At 40.0% G+C, this 23739-nt stretch carries 17 protein-coding genes and 1 pseudogene; 10 read left to right on the forward strand and 8 right to left on the reverse strand.

What is annotated here, in order from left to right; all coding sequences use genetic code 11:
* The 4 genes and pseudogenes from KCG35_RS19685 to KCG35_RS19700 form a co-directional block, all read left to right on the forward strand.
* Window positions 1-319 (forward strand): annotated as a pseudogene (locus tag KCG35_RS19685) (hypothetical protein); the annotation flags it as partial.
* A gap of 94 nt (window positions 320-413) precedes the next feature.
* Window positions 414-2444, forward strand: coding sequence for a type VI secretion system Vgr family protein (locus KCG35_RS19690; RefSeq protein WP_215821582.1), 2031 nt, complete (start codon window positions 414-416; stop codon window positions 2442-2444).
* Window positions 2445-2677: 233 nt separating this feature from the next.
* Window positions 2678-4288: a methyl-accepting chemotaxis protein gene (locus tag KCG35_RS19695; protein WP_215821583.1), complete on the forward strand. Its 1611-nt coding sequence runs from the start codon at window positions 2678-2680 to the stop codon at window positions 4286-4288.
* The gene (locus tag KCG35_RS19700; RefSeq protein ID WP_215821584.1) at window positions 4285-5076 is read left to right on the forward strand and encodes a substrate-binding periplasmic protein; all 792 of its coding nucleotides are present in this window, start codon (window positions 4285-4287) and stop codon (window positions 5074-5076) included. Before KCG35_RS19695 ends, KCG35_RS19700 begins: the two co-directional genes overlap by 4 nt.
* Before the next feature lie 203 nt (window positions 5077-5279).
* Here KCG35_RS19700 and KCG35_RS19705 read toward each other — a convergent pair whose 3' ends face one another.
* The 3 genes from KCG35_RS19705 to KCG35_RS19715 form a co-directional block, all read right to left on the reverse strand.
* Complete coding sequence (locus KCG35_RS19705; protein ID WP_215821585.1) at window positions 5280-5699, reverse strand: tail fiber domain-containing protein; 420 nt, start codon at window positions 5697-5699, stop codon at window positions 5280-5282.
* A 35-nt stretch (window positions 5700-5734) separates the two neighbouring features.
* Window positions 5735-6175, reverse strand: a complete 441-nt coding sequence (locus tag KCG35_RS26985; protein ID WP_215821586.1) for a tail fiber domain-containing protein — start codon at window positions 6173-6175, stop codon at window positions 5735-5737.
* A gap of 248 nt (window positions 6176-6423) precedes the next feature.
* Complete coding sequence (locus KCG35_RS19715; RefSeq protein WP_215821587.1) at window positions 6424-7956, reverse strand: alkaline phosphatase; 1533 nt, start codon at window positions 7954-7956, stop codon at window positions 6424-6426.
* A 309-nt stretch (window positions 7957-8265) separates the two neighbouring features.
* Here KCG35_RS19715 and KCG35_RS19720 point away from each other — a divergent pair, with 309 nt between their 5' ends.
* Both KCG35_RS19720 and KCG35_RS19725 read left to right on the forward strand, forming a co-directional pair.
* Entirely contained in the window at window positions 8266-9387 is a 1122-nt protein-coding gene (locus KCG35_RS19720) for an efflux RND transporter periplasmic adaptor subunit (protein WP_215821588.1), read from the forward strand.
* Between the two features lie 2 nt (window positions 9388-9389).
* Window positions 9390-12491 (forward strand): efflux RND transporter permease subunit, encoded by a 3102-nt coding sequence (locus KCG35_RS19725; RefSeq protein ID WP_215821589.1) that lies wholly within the window; start codon window positions 9390-9392, stop codon window positions 12489-12491.
* An 81-nt stretch (window positions 12492-12572) separates the two neighbouring features.
* Here KCG35_RS19725 and mgtE read toward each other — a convergent pair whose 3' ends face one another.
* From mgtE to KCG35_RS19740, 3 genes are read right to left on the reverse strand one after another with little or no spacing between them, the layout of a single operon-like run.
* Window positions 12573-13907 carry a magnesium transporter gene (gene mgtE / locus KCG35_RS19730; protein ID WP_215821590.1) on the reverse strand — a complete coding sequence of 445 codons (1335 nt, stop codon included), beginning with the start codon at window positions 13905-13907 and terminating at the stop codon, window positions 12573-12575.
* Window positions 13891-14745 carry a magnesium transporter MgtE N-terminal domain-containing protein gene (locus KCG35_RS19735; RefSeq protein WP_215821591.1) on the reverse strand — a complete coding sequence of 285 codons (855 nt, stop codon included), beginning with the start codon at window positions 14743-14745 and terminating at the stop codon, window positions 13891-13893. The genes mgtE and KCG35_RS19735 overlap by 17 nt, the downstream gene beginning before the upstream one ends.
* The gene (locus KCG35_RS19740; RefSeq protein WP_215821592.1) at window positions 14735-15601 is read right to left on the reverse strand and encodes a mechanosensitive ion channel family protein; all 867 of its coding nucleotides are present in this window, start codon (window positions 15599-15601) and stop codon (window positions 14735-14737) included. Before KCG35_RS19740 ends, KCG35_RS19735 begins: the two co-directional genes overlap by 11 nt.
* A gap of 476 nt (window positions 15602-16077) precedes the next feature.
* Here KCG35_RS19740 and KCG35_RS19745 point away from each other — a divergent pair, with 476 nt between their 5' ends.
* Window positions 16078-16368 carry a hypothetical protein gene (locus KCG35_RS19745; protein ID WP_215821593.1) on the forward strand — a complete coding sequence of 97 codons (291 nt, stop codon included), beginning with the start codon at window positions 16078-16080 and terminating at the stop codon, window positions 16366-16368.
* A gap of 142 nt (window positions 16369-16510) precedes the next feature.
* Here KCG35_RS19745 and KCG35_RS19750 read toward each other — a convergent pair whose 3' ends face one another.
* A complete protein-coding gene (locus KCG35_RS19750) occupies window positions 16511-17632 on the reverse strand; it encodes a cache domain-containing protein (RefSeq protein WP_215821594.1) in 1122 nt (373 codons plus the stop codon).
* Window positions 17633-17884: 252 nt separating this feature from the next.
* Window positions 17885-20068, reverse strand: coding sequence for a catalase/peroxidase HPI (gene katG, locus KCG35_RS19755; protein WP_215821595.1), 2184 nt, complete (start codon window positions 20066-20068; stop codon window positions 17885-17887).
* 510 nt (window positions 20069-20578) lie between these two features.
* On the opposite strand from katG, the gene KCG35_RS19760 reads away from it, so the two are divergent.
* The 3 genes from KCG35_RS19760 (at window position 20579) to KCG35_RS19770 (ending at window position 23543) form a co-directional block, all read left to right on the forward strand.
* Complete coding sequence (locus KCG35_RS19760) at window positions 20579-21754, forward strand: S1 family peptidase (protein WP_215821596.1); 1176 nt, start codon at window positions 20579-20581, stop codon at window positions 21752-21754.
* A 38-nt stretch (window positions 21755-21792) separates the two neighbouring features.
* Entirely contained in the window at window positions 21793-22326 is a 534-nt protein-coding gene (locus KCG35_RS19765) for a ricin-type beta-trefoil lectin domain protein (protein ID WP_215821597.1), read from the forward strand.
* 164 nt (window positions 22327-22490) lie between these two features.
* Entirely contained in the window at window positions 22491-23543 is a 1053-nt protein-coding gene (locus KCG35_RS19770) for an N-acetylmuramoyl-L-alanine amidase-like domain-containing protein (RefSeq protein ID WP_215821598.1), read from the forward strand.
* The last annotated feature ends 196 nt before the right edge of the window (window positions 23544-23739 follow it).

Raw genomic sequence — 23739 nt, forward strand, 5'->3', positions numbered from 1 at the left:
GCGACAAGCGCTGCGTATTCAGGGAGAATGGGGCGCTTGGATTAAGCACGTCATTGCAGATTGGTTTATGGGACGCTTCTGGGCATTTAAATTTGCCAAGCTTTATGAGCGACTAGAATCTGTTGAAGTATGTAAGGATGCCATTGAGTGGTCTAAACCTTTACCGGAAGAGCAATGGGCTAACCCTTCTGCCGAGTTAGTTGAATTAGAAAAAAAATGGCGACAACGCTATAAACGTCGTGAAAAATTCTTTGATATGGAACGCCGTATTGCTGAGGCAAAAGCCGAGGGACGCTATTATACGCCGGTTAATGAGTAATGTTTTATTAGGGTAAAGTGCGAAGGAAAAATTGAAGGGCTCATTTCTATCTGGTCTCCTATACTAATCATGAAGCTTGTTTTGTAGAGTTTTGATGATGCTTGCAGCGAATGAATCTATTTTTTATGTCACACTTCCAGCTTGTAGCGCAACCTTTAATGTGACGTCGTTTATTGGGCATGAAGCGATTTCTGAATGGTTTAAATTTGACATTAATATGGTCAGTATCAGTGAAGATGTTGAGCCAGAGGATATGCTACTTCAGTCAGCAACGTTAACCATTGTCGGTGAAGATTTTGAACGACACGTGAATGGTATTATTAGTTGCTTTAGTAAAGGACACAGTGGTGATAAATACACCGAATATAGTTTTTATATCGTACCGAAGCTTTGGTATCTCACAAAGCGCGCTGATTGTCGTATTTTTCAGGAGCAAACCATTCCAGAAATTATTCAAGCTGTTTTAGAAAATGCCGGTTTTAAAGAGAAAGATGAGTTTGTTTTTAAACTGACAGGAAAATATAAGCCGCATACGTATATCGTTCAATATAATGAAACGGATTTTAATTTTATTTCCAGGTTACTGGAGCAAGAAGGTATTTTTTATTTTTTCGAGCACCAGCAAGATAACCATAAGTTGGTGTTGTCTGATCATAACGTGGCTTTTAGCCCTGTGGTCGAACAGCAGGTTGAGTTTCATGGTAAGACGGGATTAGTGCCAGAGTATGAAGTGGTTGATGAGCTACATTACACCTGTCAGCGTACAATAGGAAAAGTGGAGCTGGATGACTATAACTTTACTAAACCTAATCTGGATTTGTCTGTCTCGGCTATTAAGGGTGATGAGTCACTATGTGAGTACCAGTTTCCTGGCGGTTACCAGTTACCAGAGGATGGGCAACGTTATGCTCAGCTCCGTTTAGAAGCCTACAATACGTTTGCTGAAAAAATAGATGCAAAAGGCACGTGTCGTCGATTATTACCTGGCTATCAGGTTGAGCTAACCCGACATCCTCGATCCTCACTGAATCAGTTGTATATTATTTGCCAAGTGATGCATGAAGGTGTTCAGCCACAAGGTCAGGATGAGTATGCTGTGGACGAAGGCAGTCGCTATCGTAATAGTGGAATTTGGATTCCCAAAACAACACCTTATCGCCCTCCTCTTCGCGCTAAAGCCCCTAAAATGTCAGGTAAACAGTCTGCAGTGGTTGTAGGACCCACAGGTGAAGAAATCTACACGGAGCGTTTTGGTTGTATTAAAGCGCAATTTCATTGGGATCGATTAGGACAACATAACGAACACGCATCGCGTTGGATGCGCGTCATGCAAACCTGGGCGGGTAAGCAATGGGGAGCTTTATTAATACCTCGTATTGGGCAAGAGGTCACAGTTGACTATTTGCACGGCGATGTGAATCAACCTGTGGTGACAGGTGTAGTTTATAATGGCCGCAAAAATCCTCCTTATCCGTTACCGAAACAGAAAACCCGTTCAGGATTTCGTTCTGACTCGACGGTTGGCAGTGGGGGGTACAATGAGTTGAGCTTTGAAGACAAGCAAGGGGCAGAGCAAATACGCATTCATGGTGAAAAAGACAGTGACCTTCGGGTAAAAAACGACAGCCGTGAAGAAGTGGTGGAAATGCGTCGTCATGACATTGTGGAAAATCACTACCTGCAAATAAAGCAAGATAATCATTTAAAAGTGGATCAAAATCACGAACGTGTGGTTAAAGGTGAAATTCATCATCAGGTAGATCAAACACTGCATGTACAGGTTGATGGTGATCATTTGTTAGATAGTGGACAACAGTGGCATGTCAAAAGTGGTCAAAAAATCGTGATGGAGTCTAATCAGGAAATTGTATTTTATGGTGGTGGTAGCTTTATTAAGATAGATCACAGTGGCGTTTATATTAAAGGTGCGAGTTATAACATAGGAGGTGGTTCAGCGGCAGGGGCTCAACAGGCTATGCCACAATCTCCTACCAGGCCAATGGAAGCTGACCGCGATCGTTCCGGCTTTGTTTCTGAGCATAAAATTGATCTTGATAAACAACGAAAAACACTATTAGCCTCGATCAAAAAGTTAGAACCTTTTTGTGCCATTTGTCAAAAGTAGAGCTTTTTTATATATCGATTAAGCTTGCTATTCCAATTTTTGTAGTAGCAGACTTGTCCTGGGGCTTTATTCTTTAATAACGCTTCATTGTGATTATGTATTGTATATTTACTGAGCACTCAAAAATTCACTGTAAATTAAAAGCAGATTATGTATTTTTGAGGAATTATATCAATAAAACACTGATACACTTAGGGGAAAGCGTCTTGACAATATGGGGATGAGGTGCAGTCATGACCCTAAGTTTGGGTAAAAAAATTGGCTTATTAGTGGCTTTTTTATTGGTATTACTGGTCATTAAAGATATTGTGGTTGGCTATCAAGAAAAGAATAAACTTTTTACACAACGTCAGCATGAAGCATCAGCATTAACGGAAGTTATTCATTCTGTTTTAACATATTACCAGTCTCAACAAGGTAGCCTGGGAAGGGAAAAAGCCCAGGCGATGGCTTTGGAAACGATTAATGAAATTCGTTTTAATGAGGGTAATTATTTCTGGATCAATGATTTAAATAATAAATTTTTGGCACATCCCATGTTACCCGAAAAAGTGGGTAAAGACATGACGGATTTAAAAGGACCTGATGGTGTCTACCCTATTCGAGAGGCAACCAAAACAGCTAAAGCGGGTGGTGGTGCTTTCTTTTATCACTGGCAAAAGCCTGGTTTCTCTAAAGATGAAGTCTTTCCCAAAATGTCTTATGCGCGATTATATAAACCCTGGGGCTGGGTTATTGGTACGGGCAGCTATGTTGATGATGTTGAAAGTGAGTTTTTTTCTTCAACATTGCAGCGACTTTCAGTGAGTTTAGTGCTCATTATTATTGGTGTGGTGGTCAGTTGGCGGTTAACTAAACACATAACCCATCGTATAAAAGCCGTTGAGCAAGGTTTGGAACAGGCTGCCGAAGGAAAGTTACAGCAAAATTTACAGGTTGAGGGGCAGGATGAAGTGGCATGCATGACGCGTTCTTTTCAGGCTATGGTGGGTTCTGTTCGAAGTCTCGTTGATTCCTTAAAAAAAACCACATCCACCTTACAAGAGGAAGCTCAGGCAATTTTGCATACCGCTGAAAAGTCTGACAGCGCGTTTAACCAGCAAAACTCTGAACTTGATCAGTTAGCTGCTGCCATGAATGAAATGGTAGCCTCTTCGCAAGAAGTTGCCCGTAATGCACACAGTACCTCAGAATCATCAAACCAGGCACGTAAAGTTGCTGAAGAAGGTGGACAGGCTGTACAAAGCAATATGACAGCCATTAGTACCCTCGCCACGGATGTGCAAAAAGCGGTAGATGCGGTCGCAGAAGTGGATAATGATATGGCTAAAATAGAGGGGTTTGTTGGACAAATTCAAGATATTTCAGAACAAACCAATTTATTAGCACTGAATGCGGCGATTGAAGCGGCGCGTGCAGGGGAACAAGGTCGAGGGTTTGCGGTTGTTGCCGATGAGGTGCGTACTTTAGCTCAGCGTACTCAAACTTCAACAAAAGAAATTCAGGATATGATTGCGAGCTTAAAAAGTAGCGTGACTGATGTTGTTAATTTAATGAGTGCAAATAAGACCAGTGCCGACCAAAGTGTAGAACGTGCTGAGGTTGCGGCTAATACTTTAACCAGTATTATTGAGCGCATTCAGGAAATTGATGATATGAATTCCCAAATTGCGGCTGCCTCTGAAGAGCAAACTGCTGTCTTTGATGAAATGAATCGAAGCATAAATAGTATTGCCAAATTAAGTAGTGAAGTATCTGAAAATGTCCAACAGTCGTTGAAGCAAAGCGATATGATGAAAGATATTTCTGAAAACTTTGCTAATATGCTGGTCCATTATCAGTGAAAGAAATTGGTTTAACCTTAATCATTCTGACAGTTGGTATTTTTTCTGAGTGGGTTCTTGCGGCAGCCCCTAAAAAACTTTGTGAGGCGCCACTTATTGTTGGCTGGGAGTATTGGGAGCCTTTTCAATTTCAAGATAAGCAAGGAAACTACACAGGCCTAGATCTGGATATTTTACAGGCTGTTTTTGCCTGGACGCAGTGTGAGTTATCTTTTGCCGAACGTCCTTGGCAACGTTTACTCATCGATATACAAACGGGTTCTGTTGATATTTTGCTTGGTGCTTCAAAAACGGCTGAACGTATGGAGTCCAGTTATTTCTCACAGCCTTATCGTAAGGAAAAAATGGCGTTGTATATACGTGCCGAGGATAAAGACCATTATACATTCAACAGCCTTGAGGATATTGTTTACCTCCCTTTTACGCTGGGTGTTACGCGAGGATATTACTATGGAGAGGAATACGAACAGCTTTTAAAATCAAGAGCTTTTAGAGAGCAACTGGTGATTGTGGCGCGTGATAAACAACTTTATCCTTTGTTATTGCAAGGACGTGTCAATGGCTTTTTAGCAGAGACTTATTTTGTCGCGTATAATTTTTTAAATAAGGATAATAGCAAACAAGTAATACGTTATCCTCTTCCCCTGTATGAAAGTGATATTCATGTAATGTTTTCACGTAAAACCGTATCTGCTGATTTAGTCACGTTATTTAATCGTCATTTACAAGAACTTTCAGTAAAGGGCTATTTGCAGAAAATAAAATCAAAATATTGTGCTGACTGTTAGCATCCCCTTCACAAATCATTTTTAGGCTTTGTTGTCAGCGTTCTTGAACACCAAGGATGGTGTGAATGCAGTTTATGCAGGGGCATTTAACTGCCACCCCAGTCACTTATTAATAGCTCCTGGGGCTTCATCACTTGACGGCCGTGCCTAAAAGCTCTTCGTTATGGGTATATATATTAACCCATTGATCTAATATGAAGGTGTTACTCGTAAATCCCTAACTGTTGTTTAAGTTGGTCATTTTCCTTTTTCAGCTCTTTTACTGCCTCAATTAGTACTCCAATCAGTCCTGCATAGTTAACTTGCTTAAATTGAGTTGTTTTATCGACGGTAACGAGTTCAGGAAATATGGCTTCAACTTCTTGTGCTATAACACCAATATCTTGGCGATTATCATATTTCCACTCAAAGTGTTTACCATTGAGTTGAGTTACTTTTTTTAAAGCATCATTAATAATCACTTCGTTTTGTTTTAATTTACGGTCACTAAACCTCAAAAAATTAGGCTTTGATACACATTCTGTATATGCATCACCCGTAAGATGGCTACACATTTCGTGAGAGCCTGCTAATAGTGAAGATGAGGATATTAATAAGATGGATGCTAAAATAATTTTTTTCACTGGTGTGTTCCTAATATTTCTGAGTAATTAAGTTGTTAATAGCTCAAGCCAAATTGCTGCTTTAAAGTTTCATTTTCTTTTTTAAGTTCTTTTACGGCTTCTATTAAGACACCAACCAGTCCTGCATAGTTAACTTGCTTAAATTGTGTTATTTTATCGACGGTAACGAGTTCAGGAAATACGACTTCAACTTCTTGTGCTATGACACCAATATCTTTGCGATTGCCTAGTTTCCACTCAAAATATTTACCATTCAATTGAGATACTTTATTGAGGGCATCTTTTACTACAATTTCGTTTTCTTTAAGAGCACGATCACTAAAGCGAGGTCGTGGTAGTGTGTCTAGATAATCAGCAAGACATTGTATTTGCTTTTCAAGATCGATGATATTGTTGCATTTGTTTTCTGTTGAATCTGTTGCATAAACAGGTAATACAAATAATGAGAGGGCTAAACTACAAACTAGCTTTTTCACGGTTGTTATCCTTATTTTATTTTGGTTAACATGCTCCTTTTATTATCCTGACTTGTGTCAGTGTTTGTATATTGCTGTTATGCTACACGCTGTGTGTATTTATATAATTGTTTGTTTCAGTAGGTAATATAATCTAACTGTCGTATAAATAAGTTAAAGCTTGTACTCAAGTTTGATAATGCGTTAATTACATGATTTAAATATTTAATTTAGAAGCCAGGCATTTGCCTGGCTAAGCACTAATTGAATTAATGACGTGCTCGGTTTAACTGTGCGGCATGGTACATTACATGATAAATATAGTTTTGTTCATGAGCGCCATGAATCAGATGGGCCCAAGGTCCCCCAGCATAGATCGCGACATCTTCTCCACTATGGGTTTCTGCTGATGTAGGAATGAGCGCTTGTTGTTGAAAGTTACTATCTGAGGTGTCAACAGAGGTTAAGTCATCGCGGTCACGGTTACCAACAGAGCCTGGTCCATTCATATAGCCTAAAGTGGTATAGGGCAAGTCGTCATCTGCCAACGTATTTTTATTTCTTGGGTTGCCTTTGCTGTCATTACCATGAACTTTACCTAAAATAGGATTCCCCCGTGTTGGATAGCCTGCCATGGTTAATACATGACTATGGTCAGCCGTAACAATAACTAATGTATCTTTTAAGTCCACCATAGACAGTGCAGCTTGAATACTGTCAGCAAACGCTTGGGTTTCGTGAAGTGCACGATAGGCGTTGCCTGCATGATGCCCATGGTCAATACGCCCATTTTCAACCATAAGGAAAAAGCCTTGTGGTCGTTTGTGTAAAATGTTTAATGCTTTTTGGGTCATCATTTTAAGGGTTGGCTCGCCGCTAGGGTTACCAGTTTCCTGATCAGTATGGAATGACATATGGCTACGATTAAATAAACCCAGCACATGTTGTTTATCATCATCTAATTGTGATAGTTGGGCCTTATTCCAGACAAAAGCCCCTTTTCGTGGGTAACGATCCAGCCATTCAGTAATCAGGTTACGACCATCTTCACGGCGTCCTCGTTGACTATGGTTGATCAAGTCGCGCTCTGTTTCTGGAATAAAGTGTCGCCAACCACCACCAAACGCAACCTCTAAACCATCCCCATAGGGAAACTCTAACAGTTGTCGGGCAATATCTTTACACCCCTGCCGTCGGACTTTTTTGGACATTTCGTCATCACTTTCCCAGTCCCGTTCTGTGACATGGGCGTATGTCGCGGCTGGAGTGGCATGTGTCAGTCGTGCTGTTGTGACTACACCTGTTGCCATACCTGCCTGTTCTGCTTGTTCAAGCAATGTTTTCAGACCATGACCTTGAGCGGGAGTGCAGTCACCTCGGTCAGGAACCTGGTCAGTGGATATATAGCCTGCGCGCGTTTTTACACCCGTCATCATCGCGGTCATGGTACCTGCTGAGTCAGGTGTTTGCTGGTTAGTATTGTAGGTTTTTGCAAGACCAACATAAGGCAGTTTTTCGAAGCTTAATTGGTTTTCTTCACCTGCTTGGCCTTTACTTTGTCCATCAAAAATTCGGCCTGCAGTAACAGTGCTAATTCCCATACCATCCCCCACAAATAAAATAATGTTTTTGGCGTGGTGGGTATTGGGTTTTAGAGCAATGGCTTGACGAAGGCTTTGCTGGCCTTGTTGATACCACATATCTGGTGATTCTGTGGTTTTGGCATGGACTGTTGTAATCAGAGTACTGAGTAACGTACTAATCAATGTGACAGACCATGTTGTTGTTCGACAGTAAGACATTGTTTTTCCTTCTTGTTGGCTGAAAACGCAGCCAGCATAAGAAGTGAATGTAACAAATAGGCGACAGTTAGTTGACAGTATTAATTTGCTTTGAATTGACCATTTCATTACAGCTATACATAGCTCAGTATGCTTCTAATATCCCCTTTGTTGTGGGTATATAACGATAATTTGTCCGATTTTTTATAACCATTTTGCCTGTTTATTTGGAATGAAATTGTTGGTGTTATTGTTTTCATTCACTAGTTTATAAAAGTACTTGGTGAATTTTTTAGGATGTATTCATTCCTTGGCTAAGGGTTTCAATCAATGCGTTTAATCGCTTGGATTAATATTATTTTGCTGAGCTATCTGCCTTTAATTGTATTTGCTGCACCAAAGCTGATTCCTGTGTATATAACTGACGTTCAACGAGAGCCGTTTTCAGAGCAGATTGAAGCACTGGGCACCTTACGCGCCAATGAAGCCGTGACGCTTTCGTCAACAGTGACTGAAACCATCACCGCGATACATTTTAATGATGGTCAGCGAGTGAAAACGGGTGAAATTCTAGTGGAAATGACCAGTACTGAAGAACATGCATTATTGGAAGAAGCTCGTTTTACGTTTGAAGAAGCCGAGCGACAATTCAAACGAGTGAAGGCTTTAGTCAAATCTAATCTAATATCAAAATCGTTGTTGGATCAACGACGGGTGGCGTATGAAACCGCTCAGGCTAAATTACAAGCGACACAGTCTCGGTTAGCGGACCGACTCATTATTGCGCCCTTTGATGGTGTTGTAGGCTTACGAAATATCAGTATTGGTTCGCTTGTTGAGCCAGGAGATCCTATAACAACGCTTGATGATGATCGGGTTATGAAACTAGATATTGGCGTACCTGCGTTATTTTTAGATATTTTGCGGCTAGGTATGCAGATCCAGGCTAGGTCAAGGAGTCTTCTTGAGCAAACTTACAAAGGCAAAATAGTCAGTATTGACTCTCGTATTAACCCGGTGACTCGCTCAATAATTATTCGAGCTTTAATCCCAAACGATACACGGCAGTTAAAGCCTGGGATGTTGATGACGGTTCGTTTAAGCACACCTGTGCAGCAGCGGTTAATGTTACCTGAGGAGGCATTAGTGCAGGAAGGGTTTAACCGATATGCCTTTGTGGTTAAAACCTCAGCAGAGCCGCCTGTGGTTGAGAAACGTAAGCTGGTGACGGGCTCACGTAAGCCTGGTGCAATTGTTGTGGAGTCGGGTTTAGTGCCGGGTGAATGGGTGGTAACTCACGGGGTTATGCGTCTTAATGATGGCAGTGCTGTCTCCATTATTAAACGGAAGTCTGATGATGAGGCGATGGGTAATTCACCTTCTCTTGGTGTTTCTACTACTGCAACATCACACCCCTTCTCTACTTCATCTCACCTAAGAGGAGTAAAATAGCGATGCTCCTTTCCGATATTAGTATCAAACGGCCTGTCTTCGCATCAGTGATTTCTTTATTGTTAGTTGCTTTTGGCATTATTGCATTTGAGCGATTACCGCTACGTGAATATCCAGATATTGACCCACCAATTGTTTCCATTGATACCCGTTATCCTGGTGCTGCAGCAGATATTGTAGAAACCCGTATTACCCAGCTGATAGAAGACAGAATTGCGGGTTTAGAAGGGATTAATTACATTGAGTCGAACAGTAGTGATGGTCAATCGCAAATTAATATTGAGTTTAATTTAAATAGAAATATTGATGCTGCTGCTAATGATGTTAGGGATAGGGTATCGCGTATTTTGGACGATCTTCCTCCAGAGGCTGAGCTGCCTGATATAGAAAAAGTGGATTCAAATGAAGATGTCATTATGTGGCTTAACTTAACCAGTGATCGTCTGTCTGTGCCAGGACTGACGGATTATGCAGAGCGATATTTAATTGATCGATTTTCCATTATAAAAGGTGTTGGTCGTGTACGTGTGGGGGGCGGTCAAAGTTTTGCCATGCGCGTTTGGCTTGATAGGACTCAGCTTGCTGCTCATGATCTTACGGTGAGTGATGTAGAACAAGCATTACGTGCTGAAAATGTTGAATTACCGGCAGGTAATATCGAATCGATTAATCAAGAATTTACGGTGCGTTTAAAGCGTGCTTTTCTTGCACCAGATGATTTTAAGCAATTGGTTGTTGCCCGGGGAGCTGATGGCTATTTAGTCCGTTTAGGCGATGTTGCAACGGTTGAAAAAGGTACGGTTGATTATCGTACGTCATTTCGTGGTAATGGCGAAAATATGGTGGGCATTGGTATCACTAAACAATCAACAGCAAATACAATTGATGTCGCTCGTGCTGCATTAGAAAAAGCTGAGCAATTAAATAAACGATTGCCTGAAGGGATGTATATTCACAACAGTTATGATTCATCCGTCTTTATTGAAGCAGCCATTATTGAAGTTTACAAAACCCTGGCTATTGCGATGGGACTTGTTGTTTTTACCATGTATTTATTTTTAGGCAGTATGCGAGCAACACTGATTCCAGCCGTTACGGTTCCTATTTCATTAATTGCTACATTTATTGTACTTATGATCATGGGCTTTACGGTTAATTTACTGACGTTACTCGCGCTGGTGCTATCCATTGGGTTAGTCGTAGATGATGCCATTGTCGTGCTGGAAAATATTCACCGACGAATGGATACACATAATGAAACGGCTTTAGTGGCAGCATTTAAAGGAACACGACAGGTCGGGTTTGCAGTAATTGCAACGACACTCGTATTATTAGCCGTATTTGCTCCCATTGCTGTGTTGCAAGGAGATATTGGGCGGTTATTTTCTGAGTTTGCATTAACCATCAGTGCGGCAGTGTTTTTTTCCAGTTTGGTGGCGCTAACACTTTCCCCGGTATTAGCTTCCCGTATTTTAAAGCCGGTGAACAATGACAGAGGGTTAGTCAGTCATGTTGACGATCTATTCAGTCGTGTAAGGGGCCATTACCAGCGCTGGTTGGCAACCTGTATTAATAAGCCTTACATTGTGATGATTCTTTTCTTAAGTATGGTGGGCGTATCATTTTTTTTAACAAAACACATTCCTGCGGAGTATACACCTAAAGAAGATCGAGGGGCTTTTTTCCTGTTAGTGAATGGGCCTGAGGGGGCTACCTATTCTTACATGAAAGAGTATATGGATGAAATTGAACGACGTTTGCTGCCTTTGGTTGAAAATGACGAAGCTCAGCGGCTATTAGTTCGTACGCCCAGAGGAAGCTTTAATTCAGGGTTTGTTATTATTGTGTTGAATGATTGGGCACAACGCCGTTCAGCATGGCAGATCATGGCTGAAGTTAGAAAAAAAACAGCCGATCTTGCGGGGGTGACGATTTATCCTATTATGCGTCAAGGCATTAGAAGTCGAACAGGTAAACCTGTTCAATTTGTCTTGGGTGGTGCGACCTATGATGAGTTGGTTAAATGGCGAGATATTTTATTTGAGGAAATCGCCAAAGAAAACCCTGGTTTTGTTGGCATTGATAGTGACTTTAAAGAAACCAGTCCTCAAGTGTTTGTGCGCATTGATTATCAGCGTGCAGCTGAGTTAGGCGTGTCGATTCAAAACATAGGGCGAACGTTGGAAACGATGCTGGCTTCACGTAAAGTGACCAGTTATATCGAAGAGGGAGAAGAATATGATGTGTTGGTTGAAGGCAAACGTGATCAACAAAATACCCCTAATGATTTGACGAATATATACGTCAGATCAGAACGATCAGGTGAACTAATCCCTCTTTCAAATTTAGTGTTGCTAGAAGAGTATGCCGGCTCAAAAACACTTAACCGTTATAATCGAACCCGTGCGATTACCATTGATGCTAATTTAGAAGATCATTTGTTATTAGGGGATGCCCTCACCCACCTCGAACGCTTAGTACGTGAACATTTACCTGACAGTGTCGTCATTGATTATAAAGGGCAATCTCAAGACTACCAAAAATCGAGTGGGGCGAGTTATTTTACCTTTGGGTTAGGTATTTTGGTGATGTTTTTAGTGCTTGCAGCGCAGTTTGAAAGTTATATTGATCCCTTTATTATCACGCTGACAGTGCCTCTGGCGATTGCAGGAGGTTTAATTGGCTTATGGCTTACGGGTAATACCCTTAATCTTTATAGTCAAGTAGCACTTGTTATGTTAATAGGGTTGGCGGCAAAAAATGGTATTCTTATGGTGGAGTTTGCCAACCAGTTGCGTGACAAAGGTGTTATTGTTAAAGAGGCTATTATACAGGCGGCGCAGGTACGATTACGTCCTATTATTATGACCAGTATTACAACAACCGCAGGTGCCATTCCACTGATTATTTCTTTTGGCGCTGGTGCTGAAACACGACAAGTAATTGGTATTACATTATTTTTTGGAATCATTGTGGCGACTGTATTTACGCTCTTTGTTATTCCTGTAGCGTATAATTTATTGGCTAGATTTACGGGTTCTCCAGAGGAAGTTGCTCATCGCTTAGAGCAGGAACTGAAAATGTCAGAAGATGAAAGTATTTGAAAGGTATCGTTAAAATATTAACTTAAGTATAAAGTTTATTTTCAGTAATTAGTTCATTAATATATGATGACCATTTATTATTTAAAGCAACGTGGAGAGCAAGGAAGCTATTCCTAGAAATGACATAAAACCAGCAATATCGGTAATAGTTGTTAAAATAATAGATGAAGATTGAGCAGGGTCTTGTCCTAATTTTGTGAGCACAATCGGTACAATTGCGCCAGCCATACCTGCCATGACCATTGAAATCACCATCGCAATAGCAATCACCAGTGAAAGCCCTATGCTACTACTCCAAAAATACACGCCTATTGCTGTGGTGAGGGCAATAGCGATCCCATTAACGATGCCAATATTAATTTCTTTGCATAAAATCCTTAACCAATTACGAACGGTTATCTCCTTCAATGCCAGTCCTCTTATCGTTACCGCTTGGGCTTGAGCTCCCGCGTTTCCTGATTGGCCCGCGACTACTGGCAGTAATACAGCTAATGCTGTGAACTTGGCAATGGTATCTTCAAAAATAGCGACGACAGATGCGGCAACAAAAGCGGTTACTAAGTTAATTTCCATCCAAGGTAAGCGTTTTTTAATAGCAAAAAAAGCCTTTGAAAGCGCACGTTCTTCTCTACTGACCCCAACCATTGCTTGTATGTCTGTTAAAGAGTTGTCTTGCAAGGTTCGCAATAATGAAGGATGTTGAATGGCACCTAATAGTTTACCATTAATATCGATGACAGGTAGTGTTTCTAATTTAAATTGAGTGAGCTGTTCTGCCACTTCATCAAGTGAATCAAAGGGGGAAATCAGTGCTCTAGGAGGCAAAGCTAATTGCTGGAGGAGTTCACTTCCTTCACTTAAGGCTAATGCGGTAATATCCACGATACCTAACAGTTGTTGGCTATTATCTACCACAAAGACTTTTCTGATAGGTTTAAGTTTTTGTTGGCGTAATAATTTAAGTGCATCATCAGCGGTGCTTTCTGGGTGTAAGCGGATAACACGAGGGTCCATCATTTGCCCTGCGGTTCTCTCAGGATAGGCTAATAAGTTTTTTAAGTCGTTAGCATAATCTTCAGGTAAATTATCAAAACAGCGTTTTTTGTTTTCAGGTGATAGCCTGTTAAGCGTTTGTGCACAGTCGGGTGAATCCATCGATAACAGTAATTGTTTTTGCGCATTGTCATTAAGTAAGGGCAGTAATTGATCTGCGTAATGAGGAGGAAAGAAGTTCCAAATCCGTATGAGTGAGGAAACAGGTTGCTCGCTAAGTATCTGTGCAGCTTCTTCAGGAGAATATGACTCTAATACTGTTGCTGCTTCTTTGGGGTAATCTAGCAAAAAACGCTGGCTTAGTTGGATAATGGCAATGTTATCAATTTGTATATTCGTAGTCTGGCTAGCGTCGACCATCATGTTCTTCCCTATTATTAAGATTCCAGGCATCTCGCAATGCTTGCCATACTCCGATGACACTGTCGCTGATTAATAACCCTAAGCTGCTATTAACTTGTGTAGCCATTATGGCTTTATCAGGCATGCCTTTTAATTTTTCTACTGCGGTATTTAAGGTACTGTAATTGAGGACCCCTATGAACTCACTGTGTCTATTGACAACGGGCATAACAATGGAGTGTCCCCAATCAGGGTGTTGTCGGGCTTGAGTAAGCTGTAATCGAGATCGTAACGCTGCAGGTTTGGTATCCATAAAACTACTTAAGAGACTATCTTCTGGATGACCGATAATATCCGTAGCTGAAATAACGCCGACCAAGTAGCGTCTACGGTCAAGGATAAATAATCGGTGCGGTATCGCTCCTTGAAAAAACTTCAATTGTTGAAGTGCATCGGCAAAGGTATGGGTGTTTCGTAAGGTCAGTACTTGAGGGTCAATCCAGGCACCCACGACATTTGAAGGGTAAGCCAGCAGTATTTGGATAGCCTGCGCTTTTAACGTTGGCATTTGGTGTAAAATAGCTTTCCGCTTAGTTTGTGGAATGCCTTTAAGAAGTGTTGCGGCATTAGTAGCTGATAGTTGTATAAGTAAATGGGTAGCGCTAGGTTGATCCAGGCAAGCTAAACATGCAATACCTTTTGCTGTACTTAATTGTCCAAATACTGGCGCTGCTGTTGTTACAGGTGCTAAAGAAAGTAATTCGGCCACAGCCGTTTCTGGTAATGATTCTAAAATTTTGGCTGCGGCGGCGGGCTCACGCTCAAGGTAGGTAAATGCTAATTGCTGTTTACTTTGCATTGACCGTTTCCTCGTTGTCATTCTCTGCATTTGGATCTGCAACAATACATTTTAAGCATGGCTCTTCAGTAAAAAACTTTGCAGGAATATGTAATTCTCCGGCAATGGTTTCGAGAATGACGGCATGAGGGGTAATTTCCAGAATTTTGCCTTCATGTTTTCCAATTTGAATGACTTCCCCCATTTGATACTGCCGATGCACGTACCGAGCACTAATAAAATTACTGACATGTTTAGGCGTCGCCAGGCCAAAACCTAGTGCGAAAGCACCTAATATAGCGGCCAGTGCGACTGTTGCTAAATTGACTATAAATGAAACATCAATTCCTACTTGACTTGCGCCAATTAAAATCGCACTACCTGCCAACATGATTTGGGCGATACGCCCTAATACATCACTGTGTTTGAGGTTTGCGGCAAGTGCGGCACTTGTGGCGAGATCCTTGGCCATTTCACCAAAAATAAATCCGCCAATAATAATGACAATACCTGCCAGTAATGTGGGCAGGTACACTAAAAAACCATCAATCCATTTGGTAAAAATTGCAATACCCAAAATGTTGGTGGCTAACCCAATAAAAATAATAATGGTTATCCAGTACACTAATAAAGGAAAAAAACGACTACTCACAGGCTGTAGCTGCTCGATATAACCTGCTCCAGAGCGTGATAGGCGATGTAATAATCGGTTAGTATTATCAATTAGCCGACTGCAAACGTCCTTTAAAAATCGAGCAACAAACCAGCCAAATATTAGTAATAATAATGCTGTAAAAAAGCGTACAATTGATTGACTCACCTGGGTGAGAAATTCAGGTGTGATAAAAAGGGAAGAAAACCAAGGTGACGATTCCATTCTCAGTCCTTGTCAATTGTGGTCAACAAAGAATATACCCTTCACGAATCATTTTTAGGGTTTGTTGTCAGCGTTCTTGACCACCAAGGATGGTGGAAATGCAGTTAATGCAGGAGCAATTAACTGTCACCCCAGTCACTTATTAATATAAGCTTCTGAGGCTTCATCACTTGACGGCCGCCCCAAAAAAACCTTCGTTATGGGTATATATCAAGCTATGTAAGTTAACTAGCATTGAGTTAAGGTTAATCATAGAGCTTATTTTCTTGTTAAGTAAAGCATGGTGAAGACAAAGACTTCGTTGGTTGGGTATTTTAGAGGTGCCCTACAGTCTATGTCTTAACTGTAGTAAAGATACCGCCAGTAGGGAGTAAACTTTTGGATCTGTTGTCATGCATTGTTTTAATAAACTGGAGATTCAGGGGAAGTTTTAAGCTATTCTTGAAGTATACTTACTGCTTAAGGAGAGTAATCAGATGTCCATCTACTATATTGCTTATGAGTTACATGATGGTGAACTAGATGACTACTGTTCTATGGATGAAGTTTTACAACGATTAGGTGCTGAAAAAATATTGCCGTTTATGTGGCTTATTCGGTTACCTGGGTCCCAAACTAAACTATTTGATATGATAAGAAAGTACTTGCCAGACCAAGAGCGGGATAAGCTAATCTTTATCAAGCCCAAAGAAGTTTGCACAAGTAAAGCGCTTGATTCTATTCCAGGTAAAAGAGCGCTGTCCGCTATGATACCTGAGACAACATAAAATGGAATTGTGGACAGCAATGAAAGCTTGTTGTCGAGAACTTCTTTTTAGTCGGGCGGTTTGGTTGTATGCGCTATTCTGGGTTTTTTTACTTGTTTGTGTTGAGCTTATTGCTCTCTATTTGTGAAACAGGTGCTGGGCGTTATCGGTAAATTCCTGCCCCTAAAATGAGATGGTCATTTATTTGTTTTACATATGTCGTTTTTAACTGTATTTTTTCAGTGACGGGGTTTTTCCACCAGTAGTTTACCCACCCTTCACTCATTTCCTTGGAGACCCGTAAAAACTCTTGTATTAAAGGGAAGCCAAGTTTGTCTTTCAGGTTTAAAACAAACTTTCCATCAAGCTCAGGAAAAGGATGTGCAACTAATATGCCTTTAGTGTTTAACGCAAATATATAAATTTCACCATAGTTAAACTTGCTTTTTGATTTTCGGAATTCAGTGAATGCTTTCGTTTCTCCATAGGTATCGATATATTCCTGAGCTTCGTTTATTAGTTTTCTGATGTCTCCTTCGGTGAATAACTGTGAGGACATCGTTTTGTAGTTGTATTTATTATACAGCGCTATTAGCTCACCGTTAGCGATGACTTGATTAAGCGTGTTACTGAAACGTTTAAAAAAATTCTCTGAATGGGGGAAATTTTTATTGAATGCGATATATATTGGTTTAATATCGTGGGGTGGAGATAGTTCCTCAACTGAGTTTCGAATATGCCGATTATCTGCATCCGATAAAAAATATTCCGCGGCAAATCTATCCGCTAAAACAAGATCTGTTCTATTTTTATCTAAAAGACCGAACAGTGATGAATATGATTTACTTTGATGGATGATTGCATTTTTAGGAAAAATCGTGGCACTCTTCAGGCTTTTAAGTATGCCAAGATTGTATTTCATTAAGGTTTTATAGTTTTTTATATAACTCCCTCTTAGTTGGTAAAATACCAGGGATACGGCGCCAAAAGGCCTGGGTAACAGCAGATTGTTGTCTTGGTTTGATTTAAAGTAAGGAATGGTTGCAAGATAGTCAGGGTTGTTCAGATTTTTGTGCGCCCGATCACTTGGATTATAGACAATGCTGTATTTAATATTTGCTTTTTTTAACACATGATCAATGACTTCTATGAGAAATCCACCTTTTGGATTTTTTTCATCTATATACGGAGGCCAGTTAACCGTGTTAATCATTTCTTGCGGTAATGCATTATTGGCCCATAAGAATAAAAAACTAACTAATGTAAGTATGTTATAGCGCTTCATTTTTTAATTGGCATTCTAATAATATGCTGTATTAAAGAGCATACTCATCACTATAGTCTTCAAGACTATCCTCAGTCCAACTCCTGTTCATGATTAAATGAACACCTGTGGTATTTTGAGGTGCGCCAGGTGTTTTTTATAAAGGTAAAGTTATATGCGATTGCCCAGCCTTAGGGTCTGTTATCACTAAAAAGGGTATCTGTTGTTACAGACACCCTTTTTATAGGGTTTATACCCTTCTCGAATTATATATTAAAGGTCAAAACGATCTGCATTCATGACTTTAGTCCAGGCTTTTACGAAGTCTTGAACCAACTTTTCTTGGCCATCATTTTGCGCATAGACTTCAGCATAAGAACGGAGAATTGAGTTTGAGCCAAACACCAAATCGACTCTTGTCGCGGTCCATTTAACCTTACCACTTTTACGATCAGTGACTTCATACAGATTCTTGCCTGTTGGTTTCCAGCTATAGCGCATATCGGTCAGATTAACGAAGAAGTCGTTACTAAGAACCCCTTCTCTATCAGTAAATACACCATGTTTGCTGCCACCATGGTTCGTACCCAGCACACGCATTCCGCCGATTAAAACAGTCATCTCAGGCGCTGTCAGGCCCATTAGCTGGGTGCGATCAAGTAATAGTTTCTCCGCTGATACCACATAATCATGTTTTAGCCAGTTGCGGTAGCCATCGTGAATAGGCTCCAATACTGCAAATGACGCCGCATCTGTCATGTCGTCTGTGGCATCGCCACGACCTGCTGCAAAAGGTACTGTAATATTAAAGCCTGCATCTTTGGCTGCTTTTTCAACTGCTGTTGAGCCTCCTAGAATAATCAGATCAGCCATACTGACTTTTTTGCTCAAGCTTGCTTGAATACTCTCTAGTGCAATCAGCACTTTTTGTAAGCGTTCAGGCTCGTTACCTTCCCAGTCTTTCAAGGGGACCAGACGAATACGTGCTCCATTGGCGCCACCGCGATAGTCTGAGCAACGGAAAGTCCGCGCACTGTCCCAGGCAGTTGTCACAAGTTCTGAAATACTTAAACCACTACTCAGAATTTTTGACTTTAAGTCTGCTATTTCTGTGTCATTTAAGGCGTCGTTAGCCTGTGGAATCGGATCTTGCCAAATAAGATCTTCTTTTGGCACATCAGGGCCAAGGTAGCGACTCTTAGGTCCTAGATCCCGGTGGGTGAGTTTGAACCAAGCACGTGCAAACACTTCAGAGAAGTATTCTGGATCTTTATAGAAGCGCTCAGAGATTTTTCGATAGATTGGGTCTTTAATCATCGCCATGTCGGCATCAGTCATGATGGGGTTATAACGAATAGAGGGATCTTCAACATCAACTGGTTTGTCTTCATCTTTAATATTAATGGGTTCCCATTGCCAGGCACCTGCAGGGCTTTTCTTGGATTCCCATTCGTGATTAAAGAGCATGTGAAAATAGCCATTATCCCATTGGGTTGGATGTGTGGTCCATGCGCCTTCAAGTCCACTGGTTACGGTGTCACGACCAAAACCTTTGCCATTCTTGTTGTGCCAGCCAAGTCCCTGCTCATTAATATCCGCGCCCTCAGGGTCTGGACCAATGAGCTCTGCGTTACCATTACCATGACACTTGCCTACGGTATGACCGCCAGCAGTGAGTGCAACTGTTTCTTCGTCATCCATTGCCATTCGAGCAAAAGTCGTTCGTACATCTTGCGCGGTTCTTAATGGATCAGGCTGACCATCAACGCCTTCCGGGTTAACATAAATCAACCCCATTTGCACTGCTGCCAGTGGATTATCTTCAAGTAGTTTACGTTGGTCATTGTCCGCGCGTTCTGAATTTTTACCCAGCCATTCCTTTTCAGAGCCCCAGTCAATGTCTTTTTCTGGATGCCAAATATCGGCACGACCACCCGCAAAACCAAAGGTTTTTAAGCCCATGGACTCATAGGCCATGGTGCCTGCAAGAATGATTAAATCTGCCCAGGATAGTTTGTTGCCATATTTCTTTTTAATGGGCCACAATAAGCGGCGGGCTTTGTCCAGGTTGACGTTATCCGGCCAACTGTTGATAGGAGCAAAACGTTGATTACCAGTACCACCTCCGCCTCGACCATCTGCAATACGATAAGTACCCGCAGCATGCCAGGCCATACGAATCATTAAACCACCATAATGACCCCAGTCTGCAGGCCACCAATCCTGACTGTCTGTCATGAGTGCATGTAAATCTTTCTTTACTGACGCTAAATCCAGTTTTTTGAATTCTTCTGCATAGTTAAAATCTTCGCCCAGAGGGTTGGTTTTCGTATCATGTTGATGAAGAATGTCCAGATTGAGAGCTTCAGGCCACCAGTCCATGTTTGAAGACCCAACCGAGGTTTTTCCACCATGCATGACGGGGCATTTTCCCGCAGCGTTGTTGTCATTTCCCATCTTTAGCTCCTCTCGGCATTAGTATTTGGGTGGCTTATGAAATGTTCAGTTTTCAATATAGAACCCTAGTGATAAACACAACAGTTGATTTAATTTTGTACGCTAATAGTTTTTTTCAATTGTATTTTATAATTGACAGCCAAGCGCTGAAGTGTGTAGAGGAGGAAGAATTTTGGCTTTGAGTACTATGTAGTCAGTTAAGAAACATCCTTAGTGCTTTAACTTATGTACATTTTGGTGTACATAATATGCCTGTCTTTGCTGGCAGTGTTAAAATATTCACTTTTTATTATATTATTTTATATCTTGTAAATATCTTTAATTTTAAATATCACATCCAAGCAAGCAAGATCACATATACGAATAGTTATGTATATTTTTGAGTTGTTTGTTTTAGTATTATTTTTTTGGTCATTATTTTATATTGATGAGCCTGTTTAATTTGTTTATATTCTGACATTCATGGATTGTTAATTTGCGATGAGTCATATTTATAAGGTAGCAAGCAATATGTACGCTATTGCCAGTATGTTAAAAAATAAATTTTTCATTCTATTTATTGTCAGTATTTTTAGTGCGAATTGCTTTTCCTCTGAGCAGGTAAGAAAAAAAAGGAGCATCAATGGTACAGATTCAACCACTCAGTATGAGTGGATCGTTGCATTACTGAAAGACTATGATCGGTCAACGGCAATACAAGAGGATAAAACAGTTTATGATCACCAGTTTTGTGGTGGGGTTTTATTAGATAGCCAATGGGTTGCTACTGCGGCACATTGCGTTGAAAATATTAATGCAAAAAATATTTCCGTTGCTATAGGGGCTCTAAATTTGAATAGTGAAGAAGAATCAAATAGTTTAACTATTCGTCAAATTAGCCGCATTGTTACGCACCCACAATATTATTCAACGTATTCTTCACTCAAAAGTATGGCGTGGTTAGACAATGATATTGCACTCTTAAAATTGAAGGTAAGTGTAACAAACCAACCCATTGCGTTGATAGATGAAGTGTTACCAGAGGGTACTGAACTTAAAACGACAGGTTGGGGTGTTACTGGTTACAAGAGTATGTTTAAAAAAATTAATTTTGAAGGTATAAATGCTCGTTTAGTTATAGAAGAAACAAGTACTTCCCCCATTCGTCAAGAGATTGCATATAAAATAAAAAACACAAAGGATTGTAGAGAAAGTAAATTCAGTAATATCAACAACAAAATATCAAAAATCATGATGACGAACTCGGCTTATATCGATAATGTTAAAGCATTAGCAAATATGCAATTTAAGATGAATAAAAAGCTTAAGGAAATAACATTAGGAAGCAATGAATTTAGTGAGCTAGAGAAAAAAGAGCGCCTTGTAGCTAAAAGCATTAAACTTTTTTCGAAAAAAATTAATGATTTAATAAGGCATGAGATATTACTTAATACTGCCCAATTGAACAATGCACAAGAATCTCTCCTTTCTGATACGAATCAAGTTTGTGTCGAATCATCAACCACACCTGTTGCTGGTATTTGTTATGGTGACAGTGGCAGTCCATTATTTTTAAGTCAAGATGGTGAATATAAACTTATTGGATTAGCCAGTTTTTCCAAAGGTTGTGCAGCTCCTAATTCATATGATGTATTTAGTAATATATACGTATATCGAAACTGGATTCAGAATGCCATCAATAATTAATATTTAGATTGTTATTTTATAATTTGACACGGTGTAATATGAATTTTTTATCGAAATCGATATTTGTGGTATTATTTGCAGTGATATCTAGCGCTGTATTTGGCGATGTGATGAAGCATCATTTATCTGGTGCTTGTGTATCTCCCTTATCACAAGAAAATAACGCTTTATTATTATTTGATTATGACGGTTGTAATCCAAAATCGTTAGCTGAAGTTCAGCGAGTCAGTTTTATTCAAGAAAAAACAGGCGATGGTGATGGGTCGTTTTATATTAAAAACCCAGCATCAGGATATTGCATTGGTTTTGAAGGTGAAGCGCCACAACAAGGTACAAAGCTCGTGCTTTCAAGTGCCTGTAATCGAAAATTTTTGCGTACGCCATCTGATGCAGGAAAGATTGAGTTAAAAGGTAGCAATCTTGTTATTCAGTCAAATCAATTCATGCCAAGGCAGCTGGATAATAGCGGTTACTTAATATTAGCCAATAAATCTCGTATTAGCAGAGATATGTTCTTAGCGCAAAATCAGATATTTTTATTTGAAGTAACCATGCCCAAAAATAGTATGTAGCGATGTTTTATGCTTGGCTAGGTTGACAAGACACTATGTGTGAATTCCTTGCCAAGCCTTAACGCTTGCTTTTGAGTTGTTCTAAATAACATAAATGCAGGTGACAATATACATCGCATCGCGTTTTCCTACATTTGTTCACTTTGTTACGGCTAATTCGCACTATGCTAATAAAAAAACAGGCTGCTAGTTTATTAATATCACTCGTAATTTCTTCGTTGGCCCCTGCAAGTACTCATATAATGGGGTCGTTACTCAACTCAACAAAATCGCTTGCTACACCACAGAGAATAGAAAAAATCAGTGAGTTACTCTTAAATAGCCCCTATTCTGAAGGTGTATTAGGTGAAGGTATTAATGGTAAATATGATAAAGACCCTCTTTATCGTTTTGATGAGTTTGACTGTACAACATTTGTTGAAATCGTACTTGCTGTATCAATTTCAAACTCAATAGATAGCTTTAAGGTCAATATAAATAATATAAGATATAAAGATGGTTATGTTTCTTTTGGTACGCGTAACCATTTCCCTAGTCTTGACTGGATTCCTAATAATTATGCTATTTTAGAAGATGTTACCCGGTATATATCTCCAGATGAAAGCAAAAAAGCTGTCGCTTTGATTGATAAAAGAGCTTGGTATCAATTTAGTAAAATATCAAAAATTCAGTCCGTAGATGTATCAGAGGTTGAAAAGAAACTTCTTTTAGAACAACTAAAGGCTGAAGGTCGTCAATTTGAACCAGTACAGGCTGAGCTTCCCTATATTCCTTTAGATAGCATTTTTAAAGAAAAAACGCTTGATATGGAGACCTTAAGATTAAGAGCTGATAGGTTAAAGGTAATCGAGTCAAATGCGTCATTGAGCGAAAGTGAACGGAAAAAACAGATTAATCAGTTTGTATTAAAAAATAGAATTGATGATTCTGAAATAGATACAGCGTTGCTTGCCAAAATACCTTCAGGAAGTATTATCAATGTTGTGAGACCAAACTGGAAGTTAAAAAAATGGATTGGCACAAACATGAATGTATCCCATCAGGGGTTTGCTATTCGTAAACAAGGGCAATTATTTTTTCGTCATGCGAGCTCTGAAAAAAAAGCAGTAGTTGATGTGCCATTTACAGACTATTTTTCACAGTTTTTATTTCATAATTCAATTAAGGGAATCAATATTCAAAGGGTGACAGTTCAAAACTACGCATCCAGTGAGTAGATATTTGGTGTGGATCTAATGTAGGTTTATATTGTTGTACAATCGACCTGTTGCCATCAATAGAGCTATCCACTCTTTGTGTGGATAGCTCTGTTGATGAACTATGTGAGTCCCATCAGTCATTGGTCTTACGATGGTTGGCTGTTTTTTTACCCTGCGACAGGCTCGCGTATAGAAAAACTCATCTTGTGATCAA

It is taken from the genome of Zooshikella harenae (assembly GCF_018837975.1).
Taxonomy (GTDB): Bacteria; Pseudomonadota; Gammaproteobacteria; order Pseudomonadales; family Zooshikellaceae; genus Zooshikella; species Zooshikella harenae.